Source organism: Carnobacterium gallinarum DSM 4847, from assembly GCF_000744375.1.
Lineage (GTDB): Bacteria > Bacillota > Bacilli > Lactobacillales > Carnobacteriaceae > Carnobacterium > Carnobacterium gallinarum.
In genome coordinates this window covers 621,611-647,456 of sequence record NZ_JQLU01000005.1, presented here as the reverse complement: position 1 = coordinate 647,456, position 25,846 = coordinate 621,611, and the positions used below count along the sequence as shown (strand labels likewise).

The following is a 25,846-nucleotide window of genomic DNA, read 5'->3' as shown; positions in this document are numbered from 1 at the left end:
GAATAAGTTTCTCTTTTTTTTCGGTCTAATTTAAAAATATAATACTCATTTTAATCTATAATCATATGTACATGGAAATAAATGAAAAATAAAAGCAGATTCACAGTAGTTTTTTTGATACGGTGAATTTACTTTTATTTTTGAAACATGTTTATTGTTGCATTAAATCTTGATCTTTTTTAATAGTTGCATCGACACCTTTAATTACGGTTGAAATGAAAGCCTCATCTTCTAAAGCAACTAAACCAGCAACCGTTGTTCCACCTGGAGAAGAAACTTGATCTATCAAATTCCATGGAGACTCATCGCTTTCTAAAATCATTTTGGCACTACCCAGAACGGCTTGAGCAGCAATTTTAGTAGCTAAATCCTTAGGCATGCCATTTTTTACAGCTCCACGAGCTAATGAATCAATAAATAAAAAGGCGTATGCAGGTGAACTACCAGCAATTGCTGTGAAGGTGCTAAATTGATTCTCACTAAGTTCAACAGCCAGTCCGACGGCATTAAATATGCCTAAAACAAAGGTGATTTGTTCTTTTGTAGTAATCTGATTACCACAAACAGCAGCCATACCTTCGCCAATCATTGCATTTAGATTAGGCATAACTCGGATAATCGCTGTTGGATTGCTTGCACCCAGAAATCCTTGAATTTTCTCAATAGTTGTTCCAGCTGCAATGGAAATAATTAAGGGCTGACGCACCGCAATTTCTGTTTGAAGCTGGATGAGAACATGTCCGATACTATTTGGTTTGACTGCTAGTAAAACAATATCTACTTCGGCAATTAATGCCTGATTAGATTCGCAAGCAGTTGTTCCCGTATCTTGAGTAAAAGCATTTAATTTATCTGTAGCCACATCAAAAACAAAGATATCATTAGCCTTTGTATGACCTGTTTGAATCATTCCTTTAATAATAGCACTTGCCATATTTCCTGTTCCAATAAAGCCGACTTTCATTTGAAACACCCCTTTAGTTATTGTCTTATTTTAACATAATTTAGCTTTTTTTTTCTTGTGAAAATTTAGATGGTTGATTTATACTGACAATCTTGATACAGACTAGAGTCAATCTAATTGTAAATTTGTCAGTTCCTAAAATTAATGACATCCTAATGAAGCTAATCTATAGATACATAGTAAATCATCATCTGATACTGAAAAATTAAATAAATTAGCATTTGAATCATCTAAAGAAGTAAGATTAATCGTAGTAAATTCGCATTGTTTGGATTAACTGTTTGAAGAAAAATTCAATCTATACCTAAGAAATAATGAATAATATGTCTTAAAAAGAAGTTACTTTAGAAGATTAAAGCTGAATAATGAAAAAAAGCTAGCTTTTATCTAAAATCTAAGGTAGAATAGAAATTGCCGCAAGGCCGTATGGCAATGGTGAGTCTACGAATCGTGTCAGATCCGGAAGGAAGCAGCACTAAGTAGATTTCGCCATGTGCTGTATGTACATAGGTATCAGATAGTTAAAAAAACAAACTAGATAGAACATATCTAGTTTGTTTTTTTATAAATAGTTAACTAGAAAGAAGGTGTGTTGATTGTTTTTTTTATAATACATATAAGTAAATAGTTAATTAATATTGCTTTTTTTTGATAGATACATTATGGTTTATAGGTAAAAGTTAGTTTCTAGTAGATGTGAATAAATTGATAAAGATATTTTTTTTTTAATTCTTCAGAAGGGGTATTTTTTAAAAAGAGTTTCCAGTAAATTAGATTGTCTTTACTGTGGGTTTATAAGTACAATATCAATAAGAAAATTAGCTTGGAGGGATACTATGTCTTTTATTGATGTTTATTGGCAGGATAAGGACGTATATTGTGTTACATTTGAAGCTCAAATTAAATACGGAAAAGAGTATTTATTAAAAGAATTTACCCGGATTTTAATTTTCCCATATGGTTTAACCGAGGAAAAAGTACGAGAAAAAATATTTTTGAATTTGGAAAATATCATTGAAATTAAATCTGTTGATTTGATGTTTGAAGGAATCTCACTAAATAGTTAATAAAAGGAGAATTATGTTTTGTTTATAAATAATAGAGTTCTATTCTCAAAAGGGGGAACTGCATGAAGAGATTTTTTGATAGGATGTCTTATCGTAAGGTAACTTTATTAAGAATTTTAAGTTCAGAGTCTCGTGTTTTTAGTTTAAATGAGTTGGTGGAGTATTTAAATATTTCAAAAAAAACTCTAGTGAAAAGCTTAGTTGTCTTACAAGATGAAATTTTTGAAGAAGGTTATCCAGATAGTTTAATTGAAAAAAGCAATCAGGGCTACTTTATGGGACTTGTAGATACTATTGCAATAAAAAAAATAGAACTAAACTACTTAAAAAGCTCAACTTTGTTTCAATTATATAATGAAATTTTTAATGGCGATTTTCGTGATATCACTGAATTTTCATTACGCCATTATTTAAGCTACACATCTGTTTATAATCGAATTAATGAATCTCAAAATGTATTATCTAGCTTTAAGTTACAGTTTGGCTTTAATGGCACATCTATTTTGATTGGCTCAGAACTGCAAATTAGATATTTTTATTTTAAGTTTTATTGGGCTTCATATTGGGGAACAAATTGGCCATTTATCAATGTGAATCGAGAAGAATTATCTGAAATTATAGAAATTATGGAGATGTTTAACCAAAAGCCATTAGAAATACCAGAGTATGAATATGCTCTATATTGGGTCGCGATTTGTATTAGTCGAAATAGGTCTGGTTATTTAATCGAGAATAAAACGGATCTAGATAAAGCGTTACTCAATTCTCAGTTATTTAACAGCTTCAAAGATGAGCTTAATGAACCAGTTAAAAAGTTATGTAAGCAAAATATTTTAGAAGAAATATTGTTCCTGTTTAAAGTACTTCTTATGAGTAGAGGAGTCATTAGAGAAGGTTCATTTCCAATTGAGTTATTACTTACTTTTCAGAAAGAAAATTTGATTGAGTATCAGTTATCTAGCCAGTGGCTTAGTGTATTTATGGAAGAATACCAGCTAACCTTTGATGTACAACAGTATAATAAGTTTTTTACCCAACTCATTTATATCCACATGAAAGAGGTTAATTTCCGCGGTGAAGATGATTTATTTATTAGTGATTTTAAAGTAAAACAAATAAATAATATACCTGAAATGAAGTTTGACGAAGCAAAATTTGCTGATTTCTTTGATACATTAGAAAATAGCGAACTCTTTTCTGGATTTTTAGAAAGTGTCTCTATAACGCAAATAAAGGAAAATTATCGAAGCTTAATTCAGCATAATTTAGTTGTTAGTAGTACTGAAAAAAAGCTTAGAGTCGTAGTTATTACCTCCTTGGGAACGAGCAGTTATGAGTATCTAGAAGGTGTGATTAAGCAACAAACAAGTTTTGAAATTGAATTTTGTACATCTAGCAGTATCGATGTAGATTTGGTAATTGCTGATCAATGGTATGAACAATTTGATAAAGTATATAAAACAACACCTATAACTATTTTAGAAAGTATTCCTACATTAAAGGATAGGCAAATGCTACAGAAAAAGTTTATTGAAATTAGTATGTATGATAAGGAAGTTAACAGTGGCAAATAAGCCGTTATTTTTTCTATAGTGAAAATTAATTTAGTAAAGAGGACTATTCTTGAATAGTTCTCTTTTTTTTCTGCTTTTAGAGAAATTCTATTTCTTTTTCTGCCTTCGAGGAGGAAAAAAAATTAAAAAACTCAATAATAAAAATTGCTATACTTTGAACGTAGCATAAATTAGATGTTGCGATAAATAAATGTGGAGTACATGATTTTAGATAATTTGAAGAAAAGGAGCTGACTCAAAGGGAGGAAGATTGTCTATAAATGGATAATTGCAAACTAAGTTTATAGCAAAGTAAAAAAATCATCGTCTTCTCTATGATAAGAATCGTTATGGATATCTAAAAAGGTTGCCACAATGAAAAGTTGAAATAGAAAGGAGAAAAAAATGAAAGTTAGAGGAATGAAATTTTTAGTCCTTTTATTGTTTCTATTTAATTTTATTGCAGTTGGTTCAGTATCTGCTGACGATGGTGCAGAATCAGAAGTTGGGATTACGTTTGAAGGATTTGAGCCTAAACCACCAATAGATCCTACACCTACGCCTATACCAGAACCAACACCACAACCGATAAAACCACCAGCAGGAAAGCTTCCACAAACTGGGGAGAGTCAAAGTAAACAAGAAATTTCTTTAGGTGTGTTCTTGTTAGGGGGAGCAATCCTGCTGATGACTAAAAAAAAGTTGAAGGCTAAAAATGAATAAGAGAATAAAAAGATAATTGAGATAAGAATTGGTTTAATTCTATTTGAGATTATCCTAGTTAGGAGGATGGAAATTTGAAACATAAAGGAAACAAGTTAGTTTTAGCAATTTTGTTATTTACGGTTTTACTAGTTTCTAGTAGAGGGTTAGCACATCAGTTCTTTAATAAGAATCAAGGTGTTAGTGCGAGTGAAGGAATTACACTTATAAGTGATAAGAATACGTATCAGCAAAATGAAGAGATTTTATTAACGCTGAATGATGCTACAACGTCTATAGAAAAAAAGGTAGATGCAGTTGAGGCAACAGATGAAGAAAGTGAATCAACACATAGTATTCTAGATGAACCGATAATAATTGTGTTACCAAGAGATGTTACGTATGATTCTGTAAAAACGGCCCAGTTAAATAATGGATTTCATGGAGTAAATATTAAATGGACAGCCGAAGAGAATAAATTAACAATCATTTTGGATCAGATAAGTGAAAAGAAAGAAGTATTAATTAGTTTAGGTGCTTCTAAAGCTGGAAGTTATCAAATTCAAGCAGGAAGAGAATTTGAAAAGAAACAATTTAATTCAAATCAATTAACTTTGATAGTTGAAAAACTGAAGGAAACATCAAAGGATGGCAGTATAGCTAATGAAAATTCTGTGATAGAGAACCCTATAGAAGCGAAAGTTTCGATAGAAGAAGTCACTGATGTTCCTACTTTACGAACATTAACGCCACGTGTTATCAGTGTAGTTACTACTTGGGGAGAATTTCAGACTGCTCTTGCCGATTCAACGGTAGATACAATTAATTTAGGAGCAGATATTACTAGATCAGGTACAGCATCTGGATTCAATCCTGGTAGTATCAATCGAGATATAACAATTAACGGAAATGCTCATACAATTAATTTTGGTTCAGGTGGAACAGGCAATAACGGAATTTTGTTAGCAGCTACTACTGTCCCAACAAACTTAGTCATCAATGATGCTAATTTGATTAAAACACAGACACCAGGAACAGCAGTTTTTAGCTCGACAGCAGCAAATAGTACAAATTGGAATGTTGTATTGAATAATATTACAACACCATCAACAAATACTGCGGCTATTGTGACAGCGACAAATGCTGATTTAACAATTACTGGCAAAAATACTATTTATCAAACAGCAAATACAGTATTGTTCACTTACCGAAACTTAGTTCTTTCAGGAGAAAATAATCTAAACTACCGAGGTGCTGTTTTGTTTGCGGGAAGTGGAACAATTTCTGTAAATGGTACGAATACAATTACTGGTACAACAGGTAATATGTTTGTTGGGAATGGTACAGCCCTTGTAAAAGGTGATAATACATTTGCGAGTACAAGTGGAACGATTCTTAATAGTGGTACTGGAGCTATTGCTTTAGTTGGTACAAATACAATTAGTACTGGAGGAACCGCTAGAATTTTAGCTGGTGGAGATATCAGCATTGATAGTATCAATGGCACTACTAAACTAGAAAATGCTACGGGTGCTTTAGTAACTAGTACAGGGAAAATTGATGTTAAAGGTAGTACTGAATTTAAAACAACATCTGGTGCTGTATTTACAAGTAGTGGGAATGGTGCAGTTACGCTAGCTGACGATACTATTATTACAAGTACAAGTGGAAATATTGTGACTAATGGTACAGGAGCAATCACTTTAACAGGTACAAATACAATTAATACTGGAACCGGTAGAGGTTTGTTTGGTGGACCTATTAGTATCAGCGGGGTTAATAAAATAGAAAATAGCGGAACATCAACAACAATTCCTTTAATTACGAGTACAGGAAGCCTTGAAATTAAAGGCAAAAATGAGTTCAAAACAGCTCGTAGCGCTTTAGCAACAAGTGCAGGAACGATTGATGTTGAAGGTGATAATATCTTTAATACAACAACTGGTGCTGTATTTACATCAGTAGATGCAATTACAGTAGCTGGTAAAAATATTATTACAAATACTACAGGAAATACTTTTATTGCAAGTGGTACTAGAACAACAACCTCAGATATTACTTTATCAGGTGAAACTAGCGTTACTGCAACAGGAGAAAATGTCATTTTTACTAATACTGGGAATGTTAATTTGACAGGTACAAATACGTTTAATACAGCCGGTGCAGTTACAACAACAACAAATGACTTTACGATTCTTAATGGTTCTTTAGACTTTCAGAGTAGTGCAAGTTCAGCGATAAATATTAATGGGGTATTTACAGTAGATAATAGTACAGTAGATTTTAGTACGACTAATACTAGTGGTACTGCAATTGATTCTCAAGATGTATTAATTACTAACAAGAGCGTTGTTAAAGGTGATGTGATTTATGCAGGTTTCGGGACAAGAGCAGCGGGCAGTAAATTTATTGTAAATGGCGGTTCTACAATGAACTTGTTTAGTAGAAATTATATAGCCATTCTTTTTCGAGCTGAAAATAGTACTTTTACAGTTTCTGGCGAGGGAACTGTAGTTAATGTATCAGGAACAACATCTGTAATAGCAGATTGGGGTGCTGTAATTGTTGTCAATGGAGCGAACAGTGAAGTAAATGTATTAGATCATGCAGAACTTAGAGTAGATGCTCTTAATATTAGTTCAAGCGCAATGACACTAGAATCTGACGGTGGTCGATTTAATGTGGATAATCGCTCGAAACTAATTTTATCACAAAAAACTAGTGGAACTTATGAGCGTGGTTCTGTTTTACGATTTAGGTTACGAGGTAACATGATTTTTAATGTTACAAACAATTCTTTAATTAAATTAACCTCTAATGGCGGTAGTGCAGCAGGCTTAAGGTTATTTGGAGGAAATAATACTGTTAATATATCAAGTGGAAGTCATCTTGATATAGAGAATGCTGGTACTGGCAGTCCGCTAGATCCAGGAGGTCAAGACCGAAATCAAGCAATTATGTATGATGGAGGTACTAATCCAGTTAATAGTTTTAATTTAATTGGCAAAGATAGTGAAGTTAATTTAAATTCTCCATATGGAGCTGCTATTGATAATAATTCTGGTGGAATGGTCATCGTAGCTGGAGAAGGAACTGTTTTTGAAGCTGTAGGACGAACTTTAAGTGCAAATAGAGCTATTTTTAATTCTCCTAGAGCAGATATTAAAGTTACGAATCCACTTTATTATGATTTTCAAAATAGAAGAGTTGGTGGAGGAAATGTCTTTGCTGCTACTAATGCAGTTTCTGTGTTTGAATCTACAAATTCAGATTTATCTATTTGGAAAAATGGTACAAATGTAGACGGGAATCCTTTTAGAGCATGGACAATTATTGATTATGCGTTGACTGGAGCCAATTTTATTAGTATTAAAAGTACAAATGTCCCAACAGAATTTAATACTAGTGCTACCTCTTATGGAAACGCCGGAATGTCAAGCTATACTCGTATGAGTGGAAATAATGCACGTGCGGTAGTTGATGAATTAAGAATGCCTACAAATGCAGATCAAACAATTTATGGACATGCTGGAGTGCCTGAAGGTTCATCAGGTATTCGTGATGCATGGACAGATGAAGTTTTTGTTACAATTCGACATACAAAAGTAGATGGTTCAATTTCTAATTATGTGGCAAAAACAACAGGGATAGATTCGACTTCTACAGGTCTTCAAATCTGGGGTGAAGCTGGTCGTGGGGGAATGTTCTCATTCAAACTGCCAAATAATGAATTCTTGAAAACAGGTGAAACACTTGAAGTGACTCAAGCCATTCGTGGTGGTGCAGATCCTAATTCTGCTCGTGTTCATGTAAGTTTACCAGAAGACTTGATTGCACCAAAACAAACAGTTGTGGATACAACTCCACCTGAAGTTGCAGTTATTACAGACAAAGCTAACATTACGGATAAAACGCGAGTTTATCAAGGGACTGGTGGCGAACCAGGGGCATTGGTTACAGCAACGAACAATGACCAACCAATCTATGAAGCAGATGGCGTAACGTTAGTCCAAAATACAGTAGATGCCCAAGGTAATTGGACATTAACATTCCCTAGTGACTTTACTAGTGGTGATGTGATTCGAGTGTATCTAAGTGATCATGCCGGTCAAGCAACATTAGAGGCGTCAGAAGTGAAACAGCCTTCATGGAATGCAACCGGGAATATTAATCCGCGTGAAGCCTATTCTTTCCATGATTTAACTTTTGCAGCCGCAACTAAGGTCAATATCTTAGAATTAGAACCTAAAGTTGAGTTTGAAAAAACAGCATTAAGTTCAACTACTGGTGCTGTAACTGATCGTATTGTTGCAGGGCAATCAATGAAATATCGTTTAACAGTTAAAAATATTATTCAAGATTCTAAGATTAATAATTTAGTGATTACGGATAATCTTGATGCTGCATTTGAATCTGCAACAAATGGAACTATTAAGGATTCACAAGGTGATAGCATTGGGACTGTAACCTATGTAGCAGGAAAAATAACTGCTACGGCTACAAAGCAAATGCTCTACAATGATGTCTACACAATTGAATTTGATGTAAAAGTTAAAGCTGGTACGGCGTTAGGTTCTAAGATTTTAAATACAGCTTCATTAACTGCATTATCTGGAAATAGTACTCCAGTTGCTGCAACTTCTACACAAACTGAAACCACTGTTGTTGAAGGTGTTCTGAAATTAATTGAAGCTCCAGTAAGTGTTGATTTTGGGAAACAACAAATCAGTTCAGTAGATAAAGTCTATACACCTGAATCAGATATTGATTTTAAAGTAGATGATACACGAACAAACTTAAAAAATTGGTCTTTAGCAGCTAAATTACTTGATATTGATAATAGTGCAGAACTAGATGGAAGTCTTAAATTGCCAAATTCATTAGTATTTAAAAATAATAATAATAGTGTTGCTTTAGGTCGTGATGCGATTCCTGTTAGAGTGAGTGATAAAACTGCTCAAGATGGAATTACTCAGTTTGGGTGGAAACCAGATGATGATGATGGTTTACGTCTAAATGTTCATGCAGGAGATGCTTTAGCTAAAGAATACAAATGGAAAATTGAATGGAGTTTAGTCGACGCACCGTAAAAAGTGAAGAGAGTACATCCATGAATGAGGGAGAATAGCGATGAATAGTGAATTAGTAACGCGAATCTTATTACTAATATTTGGCTTAAATTTAATTTTAGGTTTGACTAGTATAGGAATGAATATTTTAGATTCAAAAGGAAAATTTGAAATAGTTTGGACATTATTTGGTAGCTTTCTCCTGATTTCATTTGTATCAATTATTATATTGTTGATTGGTTGCTTTATTGATGTTGGGACATCGATTGTATTTTCTAACTTAGCTACATTAATTGTTGGTGAAACGGTAATTTTAACAATTATGGCTATGTTTGTTGAATGGCAACTTCAATTGAAAAAGCAAGCAGTTCCATTAAGAAAGAAAAAGAAGCTAAAAAGACGTATCAATCAGTAAAAATGTTTAATATAACGGAGGAAATTTGGAAATGAAATTAACAAAATTAGCTTTAATTGGACTTGTTTCAGTTAGCGGATTAGTAAGTTATGGTCTCAATGCTTCGGCAGCAGATTCAGCAACAAGTGATGCAGAGTTAGAGTACACAAAAAAAACGGGAACAACACCACCGGTTCATCCAATTAAACCAGAACCAGTAGTACCAATTGATCCACCAACTGGAAATGTTGGAGAATTAACCATTGACTATATTTCTAATATTAAATTTGGAAAGCATCAAATTGCTAATAAAGATATGGTATATCAAGCAAAATTAACGAAAGTAACAACAAGTGATGGTGTAGAAGAAGAAGTACCCAATTACGTGCAGGTTACAGATGATCGTGGTTCTCTAGCAGGTTGGAGCTTAAAAGTTAAACAAAATGATGCATTTAAATCTGGTGCAGCAACTTTAACAAATACAACGTTAACATTTAAAAATGGTATTGCAAAATCAAGCAATACATCTGATGTTATTTATGCGCCAATTTCAACTGAAACAGTTCTAACGCCAAGCGGAGACAATCAATTGATTGTTGATGCAAAAGCGAATCAAGGAATGGGGACTTGGAGAACACGTTTTGGTGATAACAATGCTGAAGGTGTAGAAAGTATTGAATTGATGGTGCCATGGAATTCTGCGAAAACAGAAGGTACCTACAAAACAAGCTTAACTTGGGAACTAGGAAATACACCAGATTAATAGGTATTTTATTTAAAGGAGATTAAATAACATGAAATTAACAAAACTAGTTTTAGTTGGAGCGTTAACTTTTTCAAGCTTATTAGCAGCACCTCTTGCCTTAGCTGCAGATGGAACAGCTGATACGTCGCAAGGTGATTTAACTTTTAAAAAGAAAACAACGATTACTGAACCAACAGATCCAGAAGTAGATCCAGACACGGATCCAGACGTTGATCCACCGTATATTCCTGACGTAGAAAAACCTGGTATTCCAGGTGATTTGACAGTTGTTTATGCAACAGATTTGAAATTTCCAACAGTCGAAATTTCTGGTAACGATGCAACTTACTATGCAAATTTAGCTAAGGGAAGCATCAAAAACCCAGCAACAGGGGCTATTACACCAGTTGTCCGTCCTAATTATGTTGAAATTAATGATGGGCGTGGAACAAATACTGGGTGGGAATTGACAGCGACACAAAATGGTCAATTTAAAACAGATTCTGGTAAAATCCTAACAAATGCAGCCTTGAGTTTCGCTGATCTTGGATTTAACTCAAAAAATCTGGTAACAGATGGTTCAACTACACCAACTGCATTCGCTCAAAAAATTACCTTAGATCCATCAGGAGCAGAGGCGTCAACAATTGCTACAGCAGTTGCTGGTCAAGGAATGGGAAGCTGGCATACATTATTTGGTCAACGTGATTTTGCTGATCCATCAAGTGTTGCTAATGGAACTGCTGATAAAGCTGTATCATTATTTGTACCAGGTATCACAGGGAAAGTTACTGAAACCTATAAAACAAGTGTGACATGGACACTTATTGCAAGTCCTAAATAAAATAAGTAAAAGGAGGAATTTTAAATGAAATTAACAAAATTATCTTTGTTAGGTGCAGTATTAATTAGCGGTGTTGCTTTTGCAACAACATCGGCTTCCGCTGCACAAGAAGTTAATTCAAATGGAACTGTTTGGTCATCAGAAGGAACAGCAACGTTCCAAGAAAATACCGGACCAGGACCAGATATAAAATCACCATTACGTATTGAAAATGTAACAGATATATCTTTTGGTAATCATCAACAGGTTTCTGGGGATGATCACACTTACAAAGGTGTATTTAATGGAACAAGTGGATCATTGACAACGCCTAATGTTGTGGTGAATGATTCTCGCGGATCAAATGTAGGTTGGACCCTGCAACTTAGCAATACTCAATTTACAAATGCTGCAGACGCAACAGATAAATTAGATAATGCTGTTTTGACATTCAAAGAAGTATATCCAGTTTCTAAAAATAACTATCCAGTAGATGAAGCACCAACAATTGCAGCTGCTGTTCATTTAGATGGTACAGATGCCCCAGTATCAATTTTAAATGCTGCTGCTGGAACAGGTGTTGGAACATGGACTAATAATTTTGGTGCAGAAGTAGATGCATCAACAACAGAAACTACTGAGAATTCAGCTATTGAGTTATATGTACCGGGACGTACAACTAAAACTGTAAATGCAAGCTATGTGTCTGTTTTAACTTGGACATTATTGGATGCACCTGGTAAATAAAAAGTTGGAGATTGCGTAGTTATAAGCAATATGGGGAGGGAAAAAATAGTGAAAATAAGTAAAGTGATGTTAGCAAGTGCAGTACTATTTAGTACTAGTTTTGTGATTGCTCCACAACTAGTAGCGGCAGCTAATCCAGTAGGTCCAGATCAAAAAGCAGCTGAGTCTAATGCTAGTGGTATTTTTGTTTCAAATACAGGACCGGGTGGAGATTTATCACCATTAAGAATTGAGTCATTAACAGATATTAGTTTTGGATCTCATCAGCAAATTGAAGGAGATACCAAAACTTATAATTCTGTCTACAATGATGATAATGGGGCTTATAAAGCTACGAATATTGTTGTGAATGATACTCGAGGCGAACAACCAGGTTGGAAATTATTTGTTCAAAATACACAATTTACAGCAGCAGGCGTTACTGATGAGTATAAAGTATTAGTTGGCTCAGAGTTAAGTTTCCATGATATGGTCTCAAGTCAAACAAGCCTATTTCCAGAAATAACAAAAGTTGCACCAAGCTTTACAACTGGCGGAATTGTATTAAATGGGGATAGCATAGATACACCAATCATTACAGCTACTTCAGGGACAGGTGTTGGATCGTGGTTAAATGAATTTGGAGTGAATCCAGATGCAACAACTAACCCAACTGCAACAACTGAAAATGATGCCATTCGTTTAAAAATATTAGGAAATCAAAAGAAAAAAACAAATGTAGCCTATGTATCACAATTAACGTGGTCATTAGCTGATACACCAGATTAAAGTGGGGGATAATAAAATGAAATTAACAAAAGTAGCTTTAGTTGCTATAGTAACAGCAAGTTCTGCTCTAGGTCTTGCAAATGTTTCTAACGCAGCAACAGGACCAGTTGTACCAGAACAAAAAACAGCAGAATCAAATGCGTATGCAACATTTACAGAATATACCGGACCAAACGGACAATATAAATTACACATTGAATCCTTATCAGACATTAACTTTGGTTCATTGATAACTGAAGGAAATCGTACAGTTTACGATGCAATCTTCAATGCAAATACAGACGGTACATTTTCACCAACGAATATTGTAACAGTTGATAATCGTGGTACTAATGCTGGTTGGAAATTAGAAGTAAGCAATACGCAATTTTCAGCGGGAACTGAAGAAGACGAAAAGTTAATAGGTGCAAAATTAAGCTTCCATTCAGCAAAATCAACATCTGCAGATGGGGATACAACTAAACTTCCACCAACAATTTTAACTCCAGATTCATTGACGTTAAATGACTCATCGGTTGCGTCTGCTCTTGTTTTAGATGGTACGAATAGTCTACAAACACTTCTTTCTGCTGCTGGTGAAGAACGCGATGCTTCAGGTGTTCTTGTAGCTGGTAAACTTGGTGAAGGTATTGGAACATGGTTAAATGAATTTGGAGAAGTTCCAGCCGATGCTACGGCAATGACTAAAAATTCAGCAATTAAATTAGAAGTGCCTGGTGGATCTAAAAAAATTGAGAATAAACCTTATAATTCAGTTCTAACTTGGCAATTATCTGACGCACCATAATTAAAAAAAAGATAACATATAACACAAAAAAAGATAAAAGAGGAGAATATATAATGAAATTAACTAAAAAAAGTTTAATCGGATTCGTAACAATTGGGGCATTATTTGTTTCAGCAACACCAGCATTTGCAATTAACGGTACAGGTTTAGATAAAGATGGAAATCCAGATCCAGCTTCAGATCAAGCAACAACAAATGGAGAAGCAACATTTATCTTAGATGATGGTACAGGTCCGGTTGTCGATCCAACGGATGAACCTAATATTATTACACCACAACCACCAGCTTCAACAATTGGGCAATTACGTATTAACCAAGCACCAACATTGAAATTTGGTGAAATCCAAATTAAAGGTACGCATACAGCTACTAATGCACAATTTAGTTTAAATACTAAAGCAGACGGTACAACTGAACGTTATATTCCAAACTATTTACAAGTCAATGATACTCGCGGAGATGCATTTGGTTGGACTGTTAAAGCTAGCGCTACTGACTTAGTTCGTGTTGATGGTACAGGTGTTCCTGTGACAGGCGCATTTATCACATTTAAAGATGCTACTGTTGTTTCAGCTTCTGGGATGGATGCTACAGATGCTACTCTTACACCAGTAGTACCAACTGCATTGAATACAATTGCACCAGGACAAGCTAACATTGATGGAATTAAATTAGATTTAGCAACACCTCAAGCAGGTAATTCAGCTTCTCAAGTAGACATGTTTAAAGCAGATGCTTCTGGAACACAAGGAATTAATATTTGGACTAGTTTATACGGTGGTGTGGATGAGGCCTATGACATTGATGCGACAAACCAAAATGATCCTGCTCCAACAAATAGCACTATTCAATTACACGTTCCATCTGGAGCTAAGAAAACTCCTGGCGATTACAAATCTGTAATTACTTGGGAAATGTCAAATACTCCTGCTTAATTTTTATTAGAGCTGAGTAATTAAAAAGGAGGATATTATGAAATTAACAACAAAAAGTTTAATCGGCTGTGTAACTTTAGGGGCGCTTTTATTAACAACAGCTCCAACAGCATATGCAATTAATGGAGTGGCACCAGGGGATGATGCTCATACGGAAGGGCGAGTTGATTTTGTTTATGAATCAGATGATGCCAATCCTGTTGATCCACTTGATCCAACACCTAAACCAATTACGCCAGTAAATCCAGGTCCGAATCCTGGAACTAAAGGTGTGCTTAGAATTGATTTAGCGCCAAACGTTGTTTTTAAAGATGTTGTTGTTTCTGGTACAGATCAAACATCGTTTGCTAAAGCAGTTGAATATAATGTAACAGATGGTAATGAGCAAAGATTTTCACCAAATTTCCTACAAGTAACGGATATTCGTGGGAATAAGTTTGGTTGGAAAGTTTCAGCACAAGCGAGTAATTTAATGAAATATGATAAAGATACAAATGGTAATTTAACAACAGTGATACCTGGATCAGAAGTAGTTGGTGCTAAATTAACATTTAAACAACCAACCATTCTTTCTAAGTCTGGAGTAGATACGACGGTAGCAGCACTAACTCCTAGTTCAACAGACGTTGTATTAGATTTGAATACAGTGACAGCTGGAAGTGCAAGTATGCCAATGCTTGATGCCACAATAAGTACGGCTGAACCTACTAAAGGATATGGAATTTGGACGGCTCTATACGCGCCAGAAAGCCAAACTCATATTCCAGCAGCAGATGCTGCAGCTTATGAAAATGAGAATATCTCTCTTTTCATTCCAGCAAGCGCACATAAATCAGCTGGTTCTTATAAAGCTGATATTACTTGGACAATGGAAGAAACACCATAATCAAGTTTAACAATTAAAGAAGTGATGAGTACTTTTAGAAAGTTAAAAGTATTCATTCACTTTGATACACAACTAACTATTGAATGAATTAATTGGAGGAATAAATAAAATGAAATTAACAAAAGTAACCCTTTTTAGTGTAGCAGTTTTAGGAACAGTAGTATTAGCAGCAACACCAGTCCATGCAGCAAATACAGTAGATACAAATGGTAAAGTTGAATTTACCAATGGTGGAGATACTCCTAATCCAGTTGATCCAGGTAAAGAATTGCCAGATGAAATCACACCTGAAGAACCGGCTGGAACTACTGGTTTATTAAGAATCAACCAAGCACCAACTTTAGAATTTGGTTCAGTTGAATTAAATGGAGCAGCGGTAGATGTTAATGCACGTTACACAAAAATTAAAAATAGCACAACAGCAACAGAAACGTATGTACCAAACTTTTTACAAGTCAATGATACTCGTGGAGATATCTTTGGTTGGAAAGTAACTGTTAGTGGTGGAGCTTTGACACGTTATGATACAGCAGGTCTGCCAGTTGTTGGTTCTGAAGTTGAAAATGCAAAAATTACTTTCAAAAACCCTGAAGTTAAATCAAATTCTGGTGTATCGATTGTTGAACGTATGCCTGTAACTCAAGCATTTGAATTAAACTTAAGTAATACTGCAGCAAACTCAGAAGAAATCTTTCAGACATCGGGAACAGATGCTAATCGTGGATATGGAATTTGGTCTGCTAATTATGGAGCAGAGGTAGCAGGTGCAACTGTAGATACTCGAACTGATGATATTAAATTAACAATTCCAGCGGCTTCAAGTAAATCTGCAGGATCATACAAAACAGCATTAACTTGGACAATTGTAACAGCACCTTAATTCTTAGTGAATAAGTATAAAATAAAAATAACATTAAAAGGAGTTTTTATAAATGAAATTAACTAAAGTAACTTTAGTTTCAATGATTACATTTGGTGCGGTTTTAGTGATGGCAACACCAGTATTAGCAGCTGATCCAGTTCCAGTAATAACAGATTCAAAAGTGATGTTTGAAGAAGGTTCAGTAAATCCAGATGGCGGATTAACAAAACCAGATGATAAAGATAAAGATATTATTTTACCACAACCGCCAATCGGTGGCGAAAATGGTCTTCCAGATGGTAATGGTAACTTAAAACCAACAGGATCGTTAGCAATTACATTTGCACCAACTATTGATTTTGGTAAAGTTAAGATTAAAACTGGTGGAGCTGTGTATGCAAGTAACACAATGCAGTATAAAAATGTAACTACAGCTACTGATGCTTACATGCCGAATATGTTAACAGTCGAAGATGTACGTGGAACAAAGGCTGGATGGACAGTTTCTGTTCAAGGTTCTGAGTTTAAAACTAGTGCGGCAGATGGAGATAAAAAATTAGAAGGTGCTTATCTTACATTTAGTACTGGACGTAAAGTTTATAACGATGCTGAAAATGGTCCGGCAGCAATCAATGATCCTGCAAAATTTGATACTAAAGATGAATTGGTTTTATCTCCAGGAACAAATGGAACATATGCAGCTTTACCATTATTAACTGCACAAGCAGGAAATGGTACAGCGTTAACAGCTGTAGTATTTGATAAGAATTATGAAGGAACATTTAGTAATCCTACAACGCCAACAGCGTATGATAGTAATACAAAAATTAATGATATAACATTGACGGTTCCTGCAAATGCAGTCCCACAAGCGAATGTTTCTTATGTTTCAAAAGTAACATGGACATTATCAACTACACCTTAATTAATAAATAAAGAACTTTGTAAGAAAAAGAAAACGGACAGAGGAAATTTCTGATGTCCGTTTTTAACTAATAAATAAGAACATAGAAAATGTGACAGAATTTTGATAACATAGCATGAAAATACTAGAAAGTTAAGAGGGTAACAATCGATGTATTGAAAAGTCAAAGTATATACTGTATTGTAGAATTTGTACCATGTTTTACAAAGAAAGTGAATAATAAATTGGAGGTAATAACAACCATGTACAAGAAGATTAAATCGATTTGGCTGATCGGAATTTTAGTACTTATGATGACGGTAGCAAGTATCCACCCAATCAAAGTTGAAGCAGCAGATCAAGGAATGAGTTTTTCAGTTTCAGCAATTAGACCAGATAATCAAATTGATAAAGAGCAATCTTATTTTGATTTGAAAATGACACCAGGTCAGGAACAAGAAATAGAAGTGCAAATGACAAACTCATCAGATCGTGAAATCACAGTAGAAGTTGGTGTGAATGCAGCTATTACAAATAGTAAAGGTGTTATTGATTACAGCTGGAATTTAGAAAATACGCTAGAATTAGCTAAAGAAAATAATAAAGATAAAAAAAATGAACCAATTGATGTTAAAGAAATTGTTTATGATTCAACTTTGAAATATCCAATACCAGACATTACAACTAGTGAAAAAGAAGTGAAAATACCAGCAAAATCTGACTTTACTTATAAAATTAAAATAAAAATGCCGAAAGAATCATTTGACGGTGTTATCTTAGGTGGAATTCGCTTTACTGAAAAAGATGATCCTAATAAAAAAACTGAAGGCCAAAAGGGTGTTCAGATTGAGAATAAATTTGCCTATGCGATTGGATTATTATTAAGAGAAACAGAAACAAAAGTTGCTCCAGATATGAAGATGGCAAAAGATAAAATCAAACCTGCATCACTTAATGGGCATAACGCAGTTTTGATTAATTTACAAAATACTGAAATGGCAATGATGCGAGATCTGTCAGTTGATGCAAAGATTTATAAAAAAGGTGCAAGTGAAGTGTTACATGAAGCAACGCAAAATAGCTTGAAAATGGCGCCAAACTCAAACTTTAATTATGCAGTTGACTGGAGTAATCAAGCCTTAAAAGCTGGAACATATACCGTTAAACTACATGCAGAAAACAAAGCAAGTGCCGGTGAAACGGAAGAGATGAACCGCGTATGGGATTTTGAAGAAGATTTCACAATTACAGCGGATGAAGCGAAAAAAATCAATGACAAGGCTTTAGAATTAGAAAAAGAACCAATCCAATGGTGGATCTATGCTATAATTGGTGGATTATTACTACTATTGTTGCTAGTAATTGCGTATCTAATTAAGCGTCATCTTGATAAGAAAAAAGAAGAAGAACGTCGTAGAAAAATGAAAGCAGCAAGAGCACGTAAAAAGAGAAAAAATCAAGGTGCTGAAAGACCTGGAGTGCCAAGAACTTCAAAAGAAGCCCCTAAAAAGAAAAGACCATCAAAAAAATAAACATAAATTAAAGCGTTCTGCCTCATCTTAATTGAGGTAGAATGCTTTTTTTAGTTGTCTTTATTTTTAAAAGCTAGTCGAACTTCTTTGGCTAAATATTCAATGGTATAAAGTGCTGGCAATTGCGAGGTGATATCAGCGCCTTGCATAGATTCCCGAGCGATGTAATAAGGAATATTTACATCTGCCAGTTGAGCAATGGTAGACTTAGAGCTATTCGTAATGGAAATAATGGAGCTATTGCTGAAATTTAAATGATTTAAATAACTAATAATCTCTGCGGTTTCACCAGAAACAGACAATGCTATGATGCAAATTTTATCAGATAAGTTTTTAGATAAAAAATCAATTGGATAGTTAGAGGGATCTTCAATACGCAGAGCGATAGTAAAGATTGATGAAAAATATAAAGCACCGTATTCAGCCATGATATTTGATGAACCTAGTCCAATGAATAAAACCAATTCTTTGTCTTTTAATAAGGTCACGGCTTCTTTTATTTTTTCACGATAAAGCGGTTGGGTGCTACGGGCTAAAAAATCCATATAAGCAGTTTCATCTACAGCTACAACTTCTTGTTCGGCTTTACGTTCTTTTAAATAAAGTTGAAGTTTAATTCGGAATTCAGCAAAGCCACTGCAATCAAATTTTTTACAAAAGCGTAAAATACTTGTCGGACTAGTATGAGTGACAGCTGCTAAATCACGAATACGCATGTAAGAGACTTGCTCTAAATTATCTGAAATGTATTTATAAATATCTAAGTCAAATGGAGTTAAATCAGGGGTTCTATCAAGAAATAGCATGGTTGTACCTCCTATTGTAATTAGCTACATCATACCATAATTCAATCTGCTGTTACAATACGTACCAGATTTGGAACAAGTTCCCACTGTTCAGATGGGTTCCTACTTTTCTAAATAATCTGTTAAAAAGATAGATTATGATTATACTGAAAGTGTTGATAAGAAAGCGCTATATTCATAAGGAGGAACTAACATGGGAAAAGGATTGAAAATCGCAACAATTGGTGGAGGCTCAAGCTATACGCCTGAATTAATTGAAGGCTTTATTAAACGGTATCAAGAATTGCCAATTTCTGAAATTTGGTTGGTAGATATTGAAGCAGGAAAAGAGAAATTAGCAATAGTTGGAGCATTGGCTAAACGAATGGTTGAAAATGCAAATGTACCAATTAAGATTGTTTTAACGCTAGATCGAGCAGCAGCTTTGAAGGATGCAGATTTTGTGACAACACAATTTCGCGTTGGTCAACTAGCTGCACGAGCTAAGGACGAGCGAATTCCTTTAAAGTACAATACTATTGGACAAGAAACAAATGGTCCTGGTGGATTATTTAAAGGGTTGCGTACAATTCCTGTTATTTTAGAAATATGCAATGATATGGAACGTTTATGTCCAGATGCGTGGTTAGTGAATTTTACGAATCCTGCGGGGATGGTGACTGAAGCTGTATTACGTTATAGTAATCTAAAAAAAGTAGTTGGATTATGTAATGGACCGATTGGTATTGAAAAAGGAATTGCTAAAATACTAGATGCAGACTTACGTCGAATTTATGTAGAATTTACTGGATTAAATCATATGGTTTTTGCTAAAAAAATATTTTTAGATGGACACGATGTAACAAAACGTGTTTTAGAGGAGATGACTTCTGAAGCGGGGGATACAATTTCATTAAAAAATATCGAAGACCTTGGTTGGGAACCTGAATTTTTAAGAACGCTAAGTATGGTGCCGATTGGATATTTACGTTATTATTTCCAAACTTCCAAAATGCTTGCAGAGCAATTGGAATCTCTGAATAACGAAGGAACGCGTGCAGAAGTTGTTCAGCGAGTAGAAAAAGAACTTTTTGAGCTATATAAAAATCCTGATTTAGCAGTAAAGCCACCACAACTTGAACAACGCGGAGGAGCATACTACAGTGAAGCCGCCTGTAATTTAATTTGCTCAATTTATACAGATAAACGTGATATTCAAACAGTAAATACACGGAATAATGGGGCAATATTGGATATTTCGCCAGACTCAGCGGTAGAGGTTAATTGTGTCATTACGAAGCAAGGGCCGATTCCGTTGACGACAGGGGAATTACCAGTACCAATTAAGGGACTTGTTCAACAGATTAAATCGTTTGAACGAACTGCGGCAGAAGCAGCAGTAACTGGAGATTATAATACAGCTTTGTTAGCAATGACAATTAATCCACTCGTACCAAGTGATACAGATGCTAAAGGAATGCTGGATGAATTATTAGCAGCACATAAAGAATATTTACCACAATTTAATTAAGAGAGAAAAGGAGACGGAATAATGCAACCATTTAATTTTGAGATTACAAAGGATTACCAAGAAATGAGTCAGGTAGCAGCAAATTTAGTTATTCAAAAATTTCAAGAGCAGCCAACGGGACTTTATTGTTTTGCCGGAGGAGATACACCTGTAGGAACGCTGAATTTATTAGTGGATGCCCACAAAAATGGCATAATTGATTTAGCAAAAGCTTATTATATTGAGTTAGATGAGTGGGTTGGTCTGGATGAACAGAATTCTGGTAGTTGTATCGCTTATTTAAAACGAGAACTATTTGATCCAGCGGGTGTACCGGATTCTCAAGTTCACTACTTTAATGCATTAGCCGTTGATTTGTTAGAGGAATGTCAGCGAGCAAATCAAGTCATTCAAGAGCATGGTGGGGTAACGTTAAGTCTGTTAGGTGTTGGCGTTAACGGACATCTAGGTTTTAATGAGCCAGGGGTTAGTTTTGAAAATCAGGCTCATGTTGTTGAGCTAGATGAATCAACTCAAAATGTGGGACAAAAGTATTTTACAGCAGAAGTTGATCGTAGCAAGGGCATAACATTAGGAATTAAACAATTATTGGACTCAGAACTATTGATTGTAGAAGCTAGTGGAGTTAAGAAAAAGGCTGCGATTAAGCAATTGCTGTCTGTGGAAGTACCAGTCAATGAGTGGCCTGTAACAGCTGTGAGAACTCACAAAAACTGTTATGTAATCGTCGATCAAGCAGTGGTGGATTAATTTAGATGAGAGTGAGAGATTCAGTGGTTGGGTCTCTCACTCTCCATCTAGTCTGAATGTTACTAAAAGGAGATGAATAGGATGATATTAGCGAAACTAGAGAAAAATTTTTTACCAATCTTACTAAAAATTGGTGAAAATAAACGATTGATTGCAATTCGCAATGGGATTACTTTAACAATTCCTTTCACTATAATAGGCAGTATTTTCTTGATTTTAGGCAATTTGCCAATTGAAGCATGGACCAATTTTATTGCACCCGTTTCTGATTTATTAAATGCACCTGTCACTGTAACATTCGGTATGTTGGGTCTGATTTCTGCAATTGGTATCGGTTACAATATGGGGAAAGAGTTTGATGTTGATCCAATTTCCAATACTGTTGTGACAACTGTTGCTTTTTTATTGGCAACGTTAGCTGATGATTTTAGCATTAATATTGATACGTTAGGTGCAACAGGAATGTTTACAGCAATTATTGTTGCTCTTTTTACAACTGAATTATTTCGTTTTTTTGTTAAACATAAAATCACAATCAAAATGCCAGATGGTGTTCCGCCATCTGTTGCACAATCTTTCTCCAGTTTGATTCCAGCAGCAGCTATTTTAACCAGTATCTGGATTATTCGAGTTTTATTAGGAATTGATTTAAATGAAGTCATTCAATTTATTTTTAAGCCGCTAGTGTTTGGATTAAGCACGCTACCTGGTTTAATGGTTTATACATTATTGGTTTGTTTTTTGTGGAGTTGTGGAATTCATGGGGACAACGTTCTGTCTGGAATTGCCTCACCAATATTTTTAGGTTATTTAGCTGCAAATACAGCAGCTTTTCAAAATGGTCAACCCATTCCGTATGAGATTGCCGACGGTTTTTGGATTCTCTTTATGTGTCTAGGTGGAACGGGTTCGACTTTAGGTTTAGTTTTAGCAATGCTACGCTCCAAAAGTAAAATGTATAAATCTCTTGGGAAAATGGCGTTTCCTTCAGCGTTATTTTGTATTAATGAACCAGTAATTTTTGGTTTTCCAGTTGTGATGAATCCAATTATGATGATTCCTTTTATTACGGCACCAGTCGTTTTAGGATCAGCTACGTATGTATTAATGAAAATTGGGTTTGTCGGTAAAATTGTTTTCCAAGTCCCTTGGACAATTCCACCAATTATTGGTCCGTATCTAGCTACAAATGGCAGTTTTGGAGCAGCAATTTGGTCAGCTTGTAGTATTGTAATTGCTTATTTAATTTATTTGCCATTCTTTAAAATGTCTGAGCGCAAACAAGTTCTGTTAGAACAAGGTGAAAGTGAAGCAGAAGCAGTGACAGATGCAATTAAGGCAGAACAAAGCTTAAATTAACTGTTGTTATAACTATATCTTGACTTCCTCCCTGATAAGACTTATAGTAATGGGATGGTGGTAGTTACCAGTTGTGGGAGGTTGAAATAAATCTATGAAAGAAATAGCACAGATAAATAAGGCAAGCTCAGTTCCATTATATGATCAATTAGTAGATATTTTAGTAGGAATGATAAAAAATGAATTGAAACCAAATGATAAAATGCTATCTGAAAGAGTAATTTGTCAAACTTATGATGTTAGTCGAACTACTGTGAGATTGGCTTTATCCGAGCTAGAAAATATGGGGTGGATTTATAAAAGACACGGCAAAGGGACGTTTGTTGCTGCATTAAGTCAGGGAAAACAAAATTTATTGGACAATTATAGTTTTACTGACCAAATGCGTGAAATGGGACGAACGCCTCAAACAAAAGTGTTGCTTTTTGAAATCGTTCAGAGTAATCAATATGTTAGTGAAGAAATGGGAATTGATCTTGGAGAAGCAATCTATCGATTAAAACGATTGCGTTTAGCTGATGAAACACCAATGATGGTTGAAATTAGTTATATTCCAGTTGAATTATTTAAGAATCTAGAGGAAGAACGAATTGCAACGAAACCGTTGTATGAAATTTTTCAAGACGATTATAATCAAGTTGTCCGTGTTGCAGATGAGGAGTTTTCTGCTAGTTTAGTAACGGATAAAGAGGCGGAATTGCTTGATGTTGAAAAAAACTCGGCATGTTTGCGATTAAAACGAACAAGCTACAATAAAGCGAATAAAGTCATTGAATTTACGTTAAGTACAGCTCGTAGTGATCAATTTGTCTATAAAGTACGTCATACAAAATAATGAAGTTATTAGAAGATATTAAAATAAGTAGAAACCCTTTTTTTCTTCATATTTATAAGGAATAAAAGCATGAAATAAAACTATTTTTTAGTTTTGTTTCATGCTTTTTTCTGTGGACAATTATAAATTTACCTTGACTTTCTAATCAGTAAGTTGTATATTTTAACCAACTGGTAATTACCAGTAATTACCAGTTTTGAGAAATAGGATGATTGAAAGGAGCTGAAATGATGATTGGAGTAATTCTTTGTGGGCATGGAAATTTTGCAACGGGAATGTATTCAGCTTTAAAATTAATTGCTGGCGAACAAGAGAATTTTAGTGTAATTGATTTTATTGAAGGAATGGGATCACATGAGTTAGAAGTTAAGTTACAAGAGGCATTATTATTCGTAAACACTGGTGATGGAGTTGTTATTTTTACAGATATTCCGGGTGGAACACCATTTAATCAAGCAGGTTTATTAATTGCAAAAAATGAAAGCGCTAAATTGATTGCAGGTACAAATTTGCCATTGCTACTGGATAGTTGTTTTAAGCGTCAAATGAAGTTAAGTGATTTTGTGAATGAAGTGATCCAGATTGGAAAATCAGGAGTACAAGAATTTAAGTTAAAACAACCACAAGAAATCAGTAATGATTCTGATGGAATTTAAGTAAAGGAAGTGGAAATGATGGAAGTTTTCAATATGAAGGAAGAAGAATTAAGTCAATTAGGGGCAGCCGTTACAACGAATGAAATTAAGCAACAACCAATATTATGGCAAGAAGCACTAGACAATTATATGGCAAAACAAACTGAAATTAACCAATTTTTAGCTGAAATAAAGCAAGTGAAACCAATTCGTGTTATTTTTACGGGAGCAGGCACATCGGCGTATGTTGGCGATACTGTGTTGCCTTATTTAAAAGGTAAAATGGATGAAACTATCTGGAATGTGATGAGTATTCCCACGACGGATTTAGTTTCAAATCCAACTGATTTTTTTAAGGCTGAGATTCCAACTTTATTAGTGTCATTTGCTAGAAGTGGCAATAGTCCTGAAAGTTTAGCGGCAGTAAAATTAGGGCAACAAATTGTCAATGAGTTTTATCAATTAACGATTACATGTGCTGCAGATGGTGTATTAGCAGAACAAGCAGTAGGAGATAAGCGAAATTTAGTTTTATTGATGCCTGAAAAATCAAATGATAAAGGATTTGCTATGACAGGTAGCTTTACTTGTATGACCTTAACAACTTTACTTGTTTTTGATAGTCTGATAACCACTAAAAAAGTCGATTATGTTCAAAAGCTGATTCAGTTAGGTGAGGATGTTTTAAAAAGAGAAGAGGAAATCCAAAAAATAATTGAGCTAGATTTTAATCGAGTAATTTATCTTGGATCTGGGAGTTTGGCTGGTTTAACTCGTGAAGCACAGTTAAAACTACTTGAATTAACGGCTGGTAAAATCGCCACTGTTTTTGATTCTTCAATGGGCTTCCGTCATGGACCAAAATCATTTGTTAATGATAAGACTTTAGTAGTTGTTTTTGTCTCAAATGATCCTTATACTCGCCAATACGACCTTGATATTTTAGATGAATTAAGTAAGGATCAGATTGCGGAATATGTTGGGGGTCTAATGGTACCGAAAGAAGCGAATTATGAAGGGAATCACTTTGCTTATTTGGAAAGTGGCTCAATACTACCAGATGGTTATTTAGCGTTGGCTTATGTTATTTTTGCACAAATGGTTGCTTTAAAGGCTTCGATTAAAGTGGAGAATTTGCCTGATACGCCATCACCAACAGGGACGGTTAATCGCGTTGTTCAAGGGGTAACGATTCATCCTTTAATTAAATAAT

23 protein-coding genes and 1 other RNA gene are annotated in these 25,846 nt (G+C 34.7%); 22 read left to right on the top strand and 2 right to left on the bottom strand.

Annotated elements, in window-relative coordinates; genetic code table 11:
* Window positions 1–151: 151 nt before the first annotated feature.
* The gene (proC, locus tag BR43_RS07910; protein WP_034560911.1) at window positions 152–964 is read right to left on the bottom strand and encodes a pyrroline-5-carboxylate reductase; all 813 of its coding nucleotides are present in this window, start codon (window positions 962–964) and stop codon (window positions 152–154) included.
* 421 nt (window positions 965–1,385) lie between these two features.
* On the opposite strand from proC, the gene ffs reads away from it, so the two are divergent.
* From ffs to BR43_RS07835, 16 genes are all read left to right on the top strand, one after another.
* Window positions 1,386–1,472: signal recognition particle sRNA small type (gene ffs / locus BR43_RS19530), an RNA gene on the top strand.
* 328 nt (window positions 1,473–1,800) lie between these two features.
* The gene (locus BR43_RS07905) at window positions 1,801–2,031 is read left to right on the top strand and encodes a hypothetical protein (RefSeq protein WP_034560908.1); all 231 of its coding nucleotides are present in this window, start codon (window positions 1,801–1,803) and stop codon (window positions 2,029–2,031) included.
* A gap of 62 nt (window positions 2,032–2,093) precedes the next feature.
* Entirely contained in the window at window positions 2,094–3,605 is a 1,512-nt protein-coding gene (locus tag BR43_RS07900; protein WP_034560907.1) for an AcpB/EbpR/MafR family transcriptional regulator, read from the top strand.
* Between the two features lie 384 nt (window positions 3,606–3,989).
* Window positions 3,990–4,307: an LPXTG cell wall anchor domain-containing protein gene (locus BR43_RS07895; protein WP_034560905.1), complete on the top strand. Its 318-nt coding sequence runs from the start codon at window positions 3,990–3,992 to the stop codon at window positions 4,305–4,307.
* 74 nt (window positions 4,308–4,381) lie between these two features.
* Window positions 4,382–9,376, top strand: a complete 4,995-nt coding sequence (locus tag BR43_RS07890; RefSeq protein ID WP_034560904.1) for a pectate lyase-like adhesive domain-containing protein — start codon at window positions 4,382–4,384, stop codon at window positions 9,374–9,376.
* A gap of 40 nt (window positions 9,377–9,416) precedes the next feature.
* A complete protein-coding gene (locus tag BR43_RS07885) occupies window positions 9,417–9,770 on the top strand; it encodes a hypothetical protein (protein ID WP_034560902.1) in 354 nt (117 codons plus the stop codon).
* 31 nt (window positions 9,771–9,801) lie between these two features.
* Window positions 9,802–10,512, top strand: a complete 711-nt coding sequence (locus BR43_RS07880; RefSeq protein WP_034560900.1) for a WxL domain-containing protein — start codon at window positions 9,802–9,804, stop codon at window positions 10,510–10,512.
* A 31-nt stretch (window positions 10,513–10,543) separates the two neighbouring features.
* Window positions 10,544–11,338 carry a WxL domain-containing protein gene (locus BR43_RS07875; protein ID WP_034560898.1) on the top strand — a complete coding sequence of 265 codons (795 nt, stop codon included), beginning with the start codon at window positions 10,544–10,546 and terminating at the stop codon, window positions 11,336–11,338.
* A gap of 24 nt (window positions 11,339–11,362) precedes the next feature.
* Window positions 11,363–12,064: a WxL domain-containing protein gene (locus BR43_RS07870; RefSeq protein ID WP_034560896.1), complete on the top strand. Its 702-nt coding sequence runs from the start codon at window positions 11,363–11,365 to the stop codon at window positions 12,062–12,064.
* Window positions 12,065–12,112: 48 nt separating this feature from the next.
* A complete protein-coding gene (locus BR43_RS07865) occupies window positions 12,113–12,832 on the top strand; it encodes a WxL domain-containing protein (RefSeq protein ID WP_034560894.1) in 720 nt (239 codons plus the stop codon).
* Window positions 12,833–12,848: 16 nt separating this feature from the next.
* Window positions 12,849–13,619 carry a WxL domain-containing protein gene (locus BR43_RS07860; protein WP_034560892.1) on the top strand — a complete coding sequence of 257 codons (771 nt, stop codon included), beginning with the start codon at window positions 12,849–12,851 and terminating at the stop codon, window positions 13,617–13,619.
* A gap of 53 nt (window positions 13,620–13,672) precedes the next feature.
* Window positions 13,673–14,554: a WxL domain-containing protein gene (locus BR43_RS07855; RefSeq protein WP_034560891.1), complete on the top strand. Its 882-nt coding sequence runs from the start codon at window positions 13,673–13,675 to the stop codon at window positions 14,552–14,554.
* A 37-nt stretch (window positions 14,555–14,591) separates the two neighbouring features.
* The gene (locus BR43_RS07850) at window positions 14,592–15,440 is read left to right on the top strand and encodes a WxL domain-containing protein (protein WP_034560889.1); all 849 of its coding nucleotides are present in this window, start codon (window positions 14,592–14,594) and stop codon (window positions 15,438–15,440) included.
* Window positions 15,441–15,549: 109 nt separating this feature from the next.
* Entirely contained in the window at window positions 15,550–16,320 is a 771-nt protein-coding gene (locus BR43_RS07845) for a WxL domain-containing protein (protein ID WP_034560887.1), read from the top strand.
* A gap of 52 nt (window positions 16,321–16,372) precedes the next feature.
* Window positions 16,373–17,227: a WxL domain-containing protein gene (locus BR43_RS07840; protein WP_034560885.1), complete on the top strand. Its 855-nt coding sequence runs from the start codon at window positions 16,373–16,375 to the stop codon at window positions 17,225–17,227.
* Between the two features lie 242 nt (window positions 17,228–17,469).
* Window positions 17,470–18,738 (top strand): WxLIP family cell surface protein, encoded by a 1,269-nt coding sequence (locus tag BR43_RS07835; protein ID WP_034560883.1) that lies wholly within the window; start codon window positions 17,470–17,472, stop codon window positions 18,736–18,738.
* Between the two features lie 50 nt (window positions 18,739–18,788).
* Here the strand turns inward: BR43_RS07835 and BR43_RS07830 are convergent, their stop codons facing one another.
* Window positions 18,789–19,544, bottom strand: a complete 756-nt coding sequence (locus BR43_RS07830) for a MurR/RpiR family transcriptional regulator (RefSeq protein ID WP_034560881.1) — start codon at window positions 19,542–19,544, stop codon at window positions 18,789–18,791.
* A 193-nt stretch (window positions 19,545–19,737) separates the two neighbouring features.
* On the opposite strand from BR43_RS07830, the gene BR43_RS07825 reads away from it, so the two are divergent.
* From BR43_RS07825 to BR43_RS07800, 6 genes are all read left to right on the top strand, one after another.
* Window positions 19,738–21,054 (top strand): 6-phospho-beta-glucosidase, encoded by a 1,317-nt coding sequence (locus BR43_RS07825; protein ID WP_034560879.1) that lies wholly within the window; start codon window positions 19,738–19,740, stop codon window positions 21,052–21,054.
* Window positions 21,055–21,075: 21 nt separating this feature from the next.
* Window positions 21,076–21,804 carry a glucosamine-6-phosphate deaminase gene (locus tag BR43_RS07820; RefSeq protein WP_034560877.1) on the top strand — a complete coding sequence of 243 codons (729 nt, stop codon included), beginning with the start codon at window positions 21,076–21,078 and terminating at the stop codon, window positions 21,802–21,804.
* Window positions 21,805–21,885: 81 nt separating this feature from the next.
* The gene (locus BR43_RS07815) at window positions 21,886–23,163 is read left to right on the top strand and encodes a PTS sugar transporter subunit IIC (RefSeq protein WP_245617840.1); all 1,278 of its coding nucleotides are present in this window, start codon (window positions 21,886–21,888) and stop codon (window positions 23,161–23,163) included.
* Window positions 23,164–23,257: 94 nt separating this feature from the next.
* Window positions 23,258–23,998 (top strand): GntR family transcriptional regulator, encoded by a 741-nt coding sequence (locus BR43_RS07810; protein ID WP_034560873.1) that lies wholly within the window; start codon window positions 23,258–23,260, stop codon window positions 23,996–23,998.
* A gap of 230 nt (window positions 23,999–24,228) precedes the next feature.
* Window positions 24,229–24,654, top strand: coding sequence for a PTS galactosamine/N-acetylgalactosamine transporter subunit IIA (agaF, locus tag BR43_RS07805; RefSeq protein WP_034560871.1), 426 nt, complete (start codon window positions 24,229–24,231; stop codon window positions 24,652–24,654).
* Between the two features lie 33 nt (window positions 24,655–24,687).
* Window positions 24,688–25,845: an AgaS family sugar isomerase gene (locus BR43_RS07800; protein ID WP_245617839.1), complete on the top strand. Its 1,158-nt coding sequence runs from the start codon at window positions 24,688–24,690 to the stop codon at window positions 25,843–25,845.
* The last annotated feature ends 1 nt before the right edge of the window (window position 25,846 follow it).

What these genes read in the sequence shown, in the direction of transcription:
- proC (WP_034560911.1), bottom strand. Translation starts at nt 964, where the DNA reads ATGAAAGTCGGCTTTATTGGAACAGGAAATATGGCAAGTGCTATTATT.
- BR43_RS07905 (WP_034560908.1), top strand. Translation starts at nt 1,801, where the DNA reads ATGTCTTTTATTGATGTTTATTGGCAGGATAAGGACGTATATTGTGTT.
- BR43_RS07900 (WP_034560907.1), top strand. Translation starts at nt 2,094, where the DNA reads ATGAAGAGATTTTTTGATAGGATGTCTTATCGTAAGGTAACTTTATTA.
- BR43_RS07895 (WP_034560905.1), top strand. Translation starts at nt 3,990, where the DNA reads ATGAAAGTTAGAGGAATGAAATTTTTAGTCCTTTTATTGTTTCTATTT.
- BR43_RS07885 (WP_034560902.1), top strand. Translation starts at nt 9,417, where the DNA reads ATGAATAGTGAATTAGTAACGCGAATCTTATTACTAATATTTGGCTTA.
- BR43_RS07880 (WP_034560900.1), top strand. Translation starts at nt 9,802, where the DNA reads ATGAAATTAACAAAATTAGCTTTAATTGGACTTGTTTCAGTTAGCGGA.
- BR43_RS07875 (WP_034560898.1), top strand. Translation starts at nt 10,544, where the DNA reads ATGAAATTAACAAAACTAGTTTTAGTTGGAGCGTTAACTTTTTCAAGC.
- BR43_RS07870 (WP_034560896.1), top strand. Translation starts at nt 11,363, where the DNA reads ATGAAATTAACAAAATTATCTTTGTTAGGTGCAGTATTAATTAGCGGT.
- BR43_RS07860 (WP_034560892.1), top strand. Translation starts at nt 12,849, where the DNA reads ATGAAATTAACAAAAGTAGCTTTAGTTGCTATAGTAACAGCAAGTTCT.
- BR43_RS07855 (WP_034560891.1), top strand. Translation starts at nt 13,673, where the DNA reads ATGAAATTAACTAAAAAAAGTTTAATCGGATTCGTAACAATTGGGGCA.
- BR43_RS07850 (WP_034560889.1), top strand. Translation starts at nt 14,592, where the DNA reads ATGAAATTAACAACAAAAAGTTTAATCGGCTGTGTAACTTTAGGGGCG.
- BR43_RS07845 (WP_034560887.1), top strand. Translation starts at nt 15,550, where the DNA reads ATGAAATTAACAAAAGTAACCCTTTTTAGTGTAGCAGTTTTAGGAACA.
- BR43_RS07840 (WP_034560885.1), top strand. Translation starts at nt 16,373, where the DNA reads ATGAAATTAACTAAAGTAACTTTAGTTTCAATGATTACATTTGGTGCG.
- BR43_RS07835 (WP_034560883.1), top strand. Translation starts at nt 17,470, where the DNA reads ATGTACAAGAAGATTAAATCGATTTGGCTGATCGGAATTTTAGTACTT.
- BR43_RS07830 (WP_034560881.1), bottom strand. Translation starts at nt 19,544, where the DNA reads ATGCTATTTCTTGATAGAACCCCTGATTTAACTCCATTTGACTTAGAT.
- BR43_RS07825 (WP_034560879.1), top strand. Translation starts at nt 19,738, where the DNA reads ATGGGAAAAGGATTGAAAATCGCAACAATTGGTGGAGGCTCAAGCTAT.
- BR43_RS07820 (WP_034560877.1), top strand. Translation starts at nt 21,076, where the DNA reads ATGCAACCATTTAATTTTGAGATTACAAAGGATTACCAAGAAATGAGT.
- BR43_RS07815 (WP_245617840.1), top strand. Translation starts at nt 21,886, where the DNA reads ATGATATTAGCGAAACTAGAGAAAAATTTTTTACCAATCTTACTAAAA.
- BR43_RS07810 (WP_034560873.1), top strand. Translation starts at nt 23,258, where the DNA reads ATGAAAGAAATAGCACAGATAAATAAGGCAAGCTCAGTTCCATTATAT.
- agaF (WP_034560871.1), top strand. Translation starts at nt 24,229, where the DNA reads ATGATTGGAGTAATTCTTTGTGGGCATGGAAATTTTGCAACGGGAATG.
- BR43_RS07800 (WP_245617839.1), top strand. Translation starts at nt 24,688, where the DNA reads ATGAAGGAAGAAGAATTAAGTCAATTAGGGGCAGCCGTTACAACGAAT.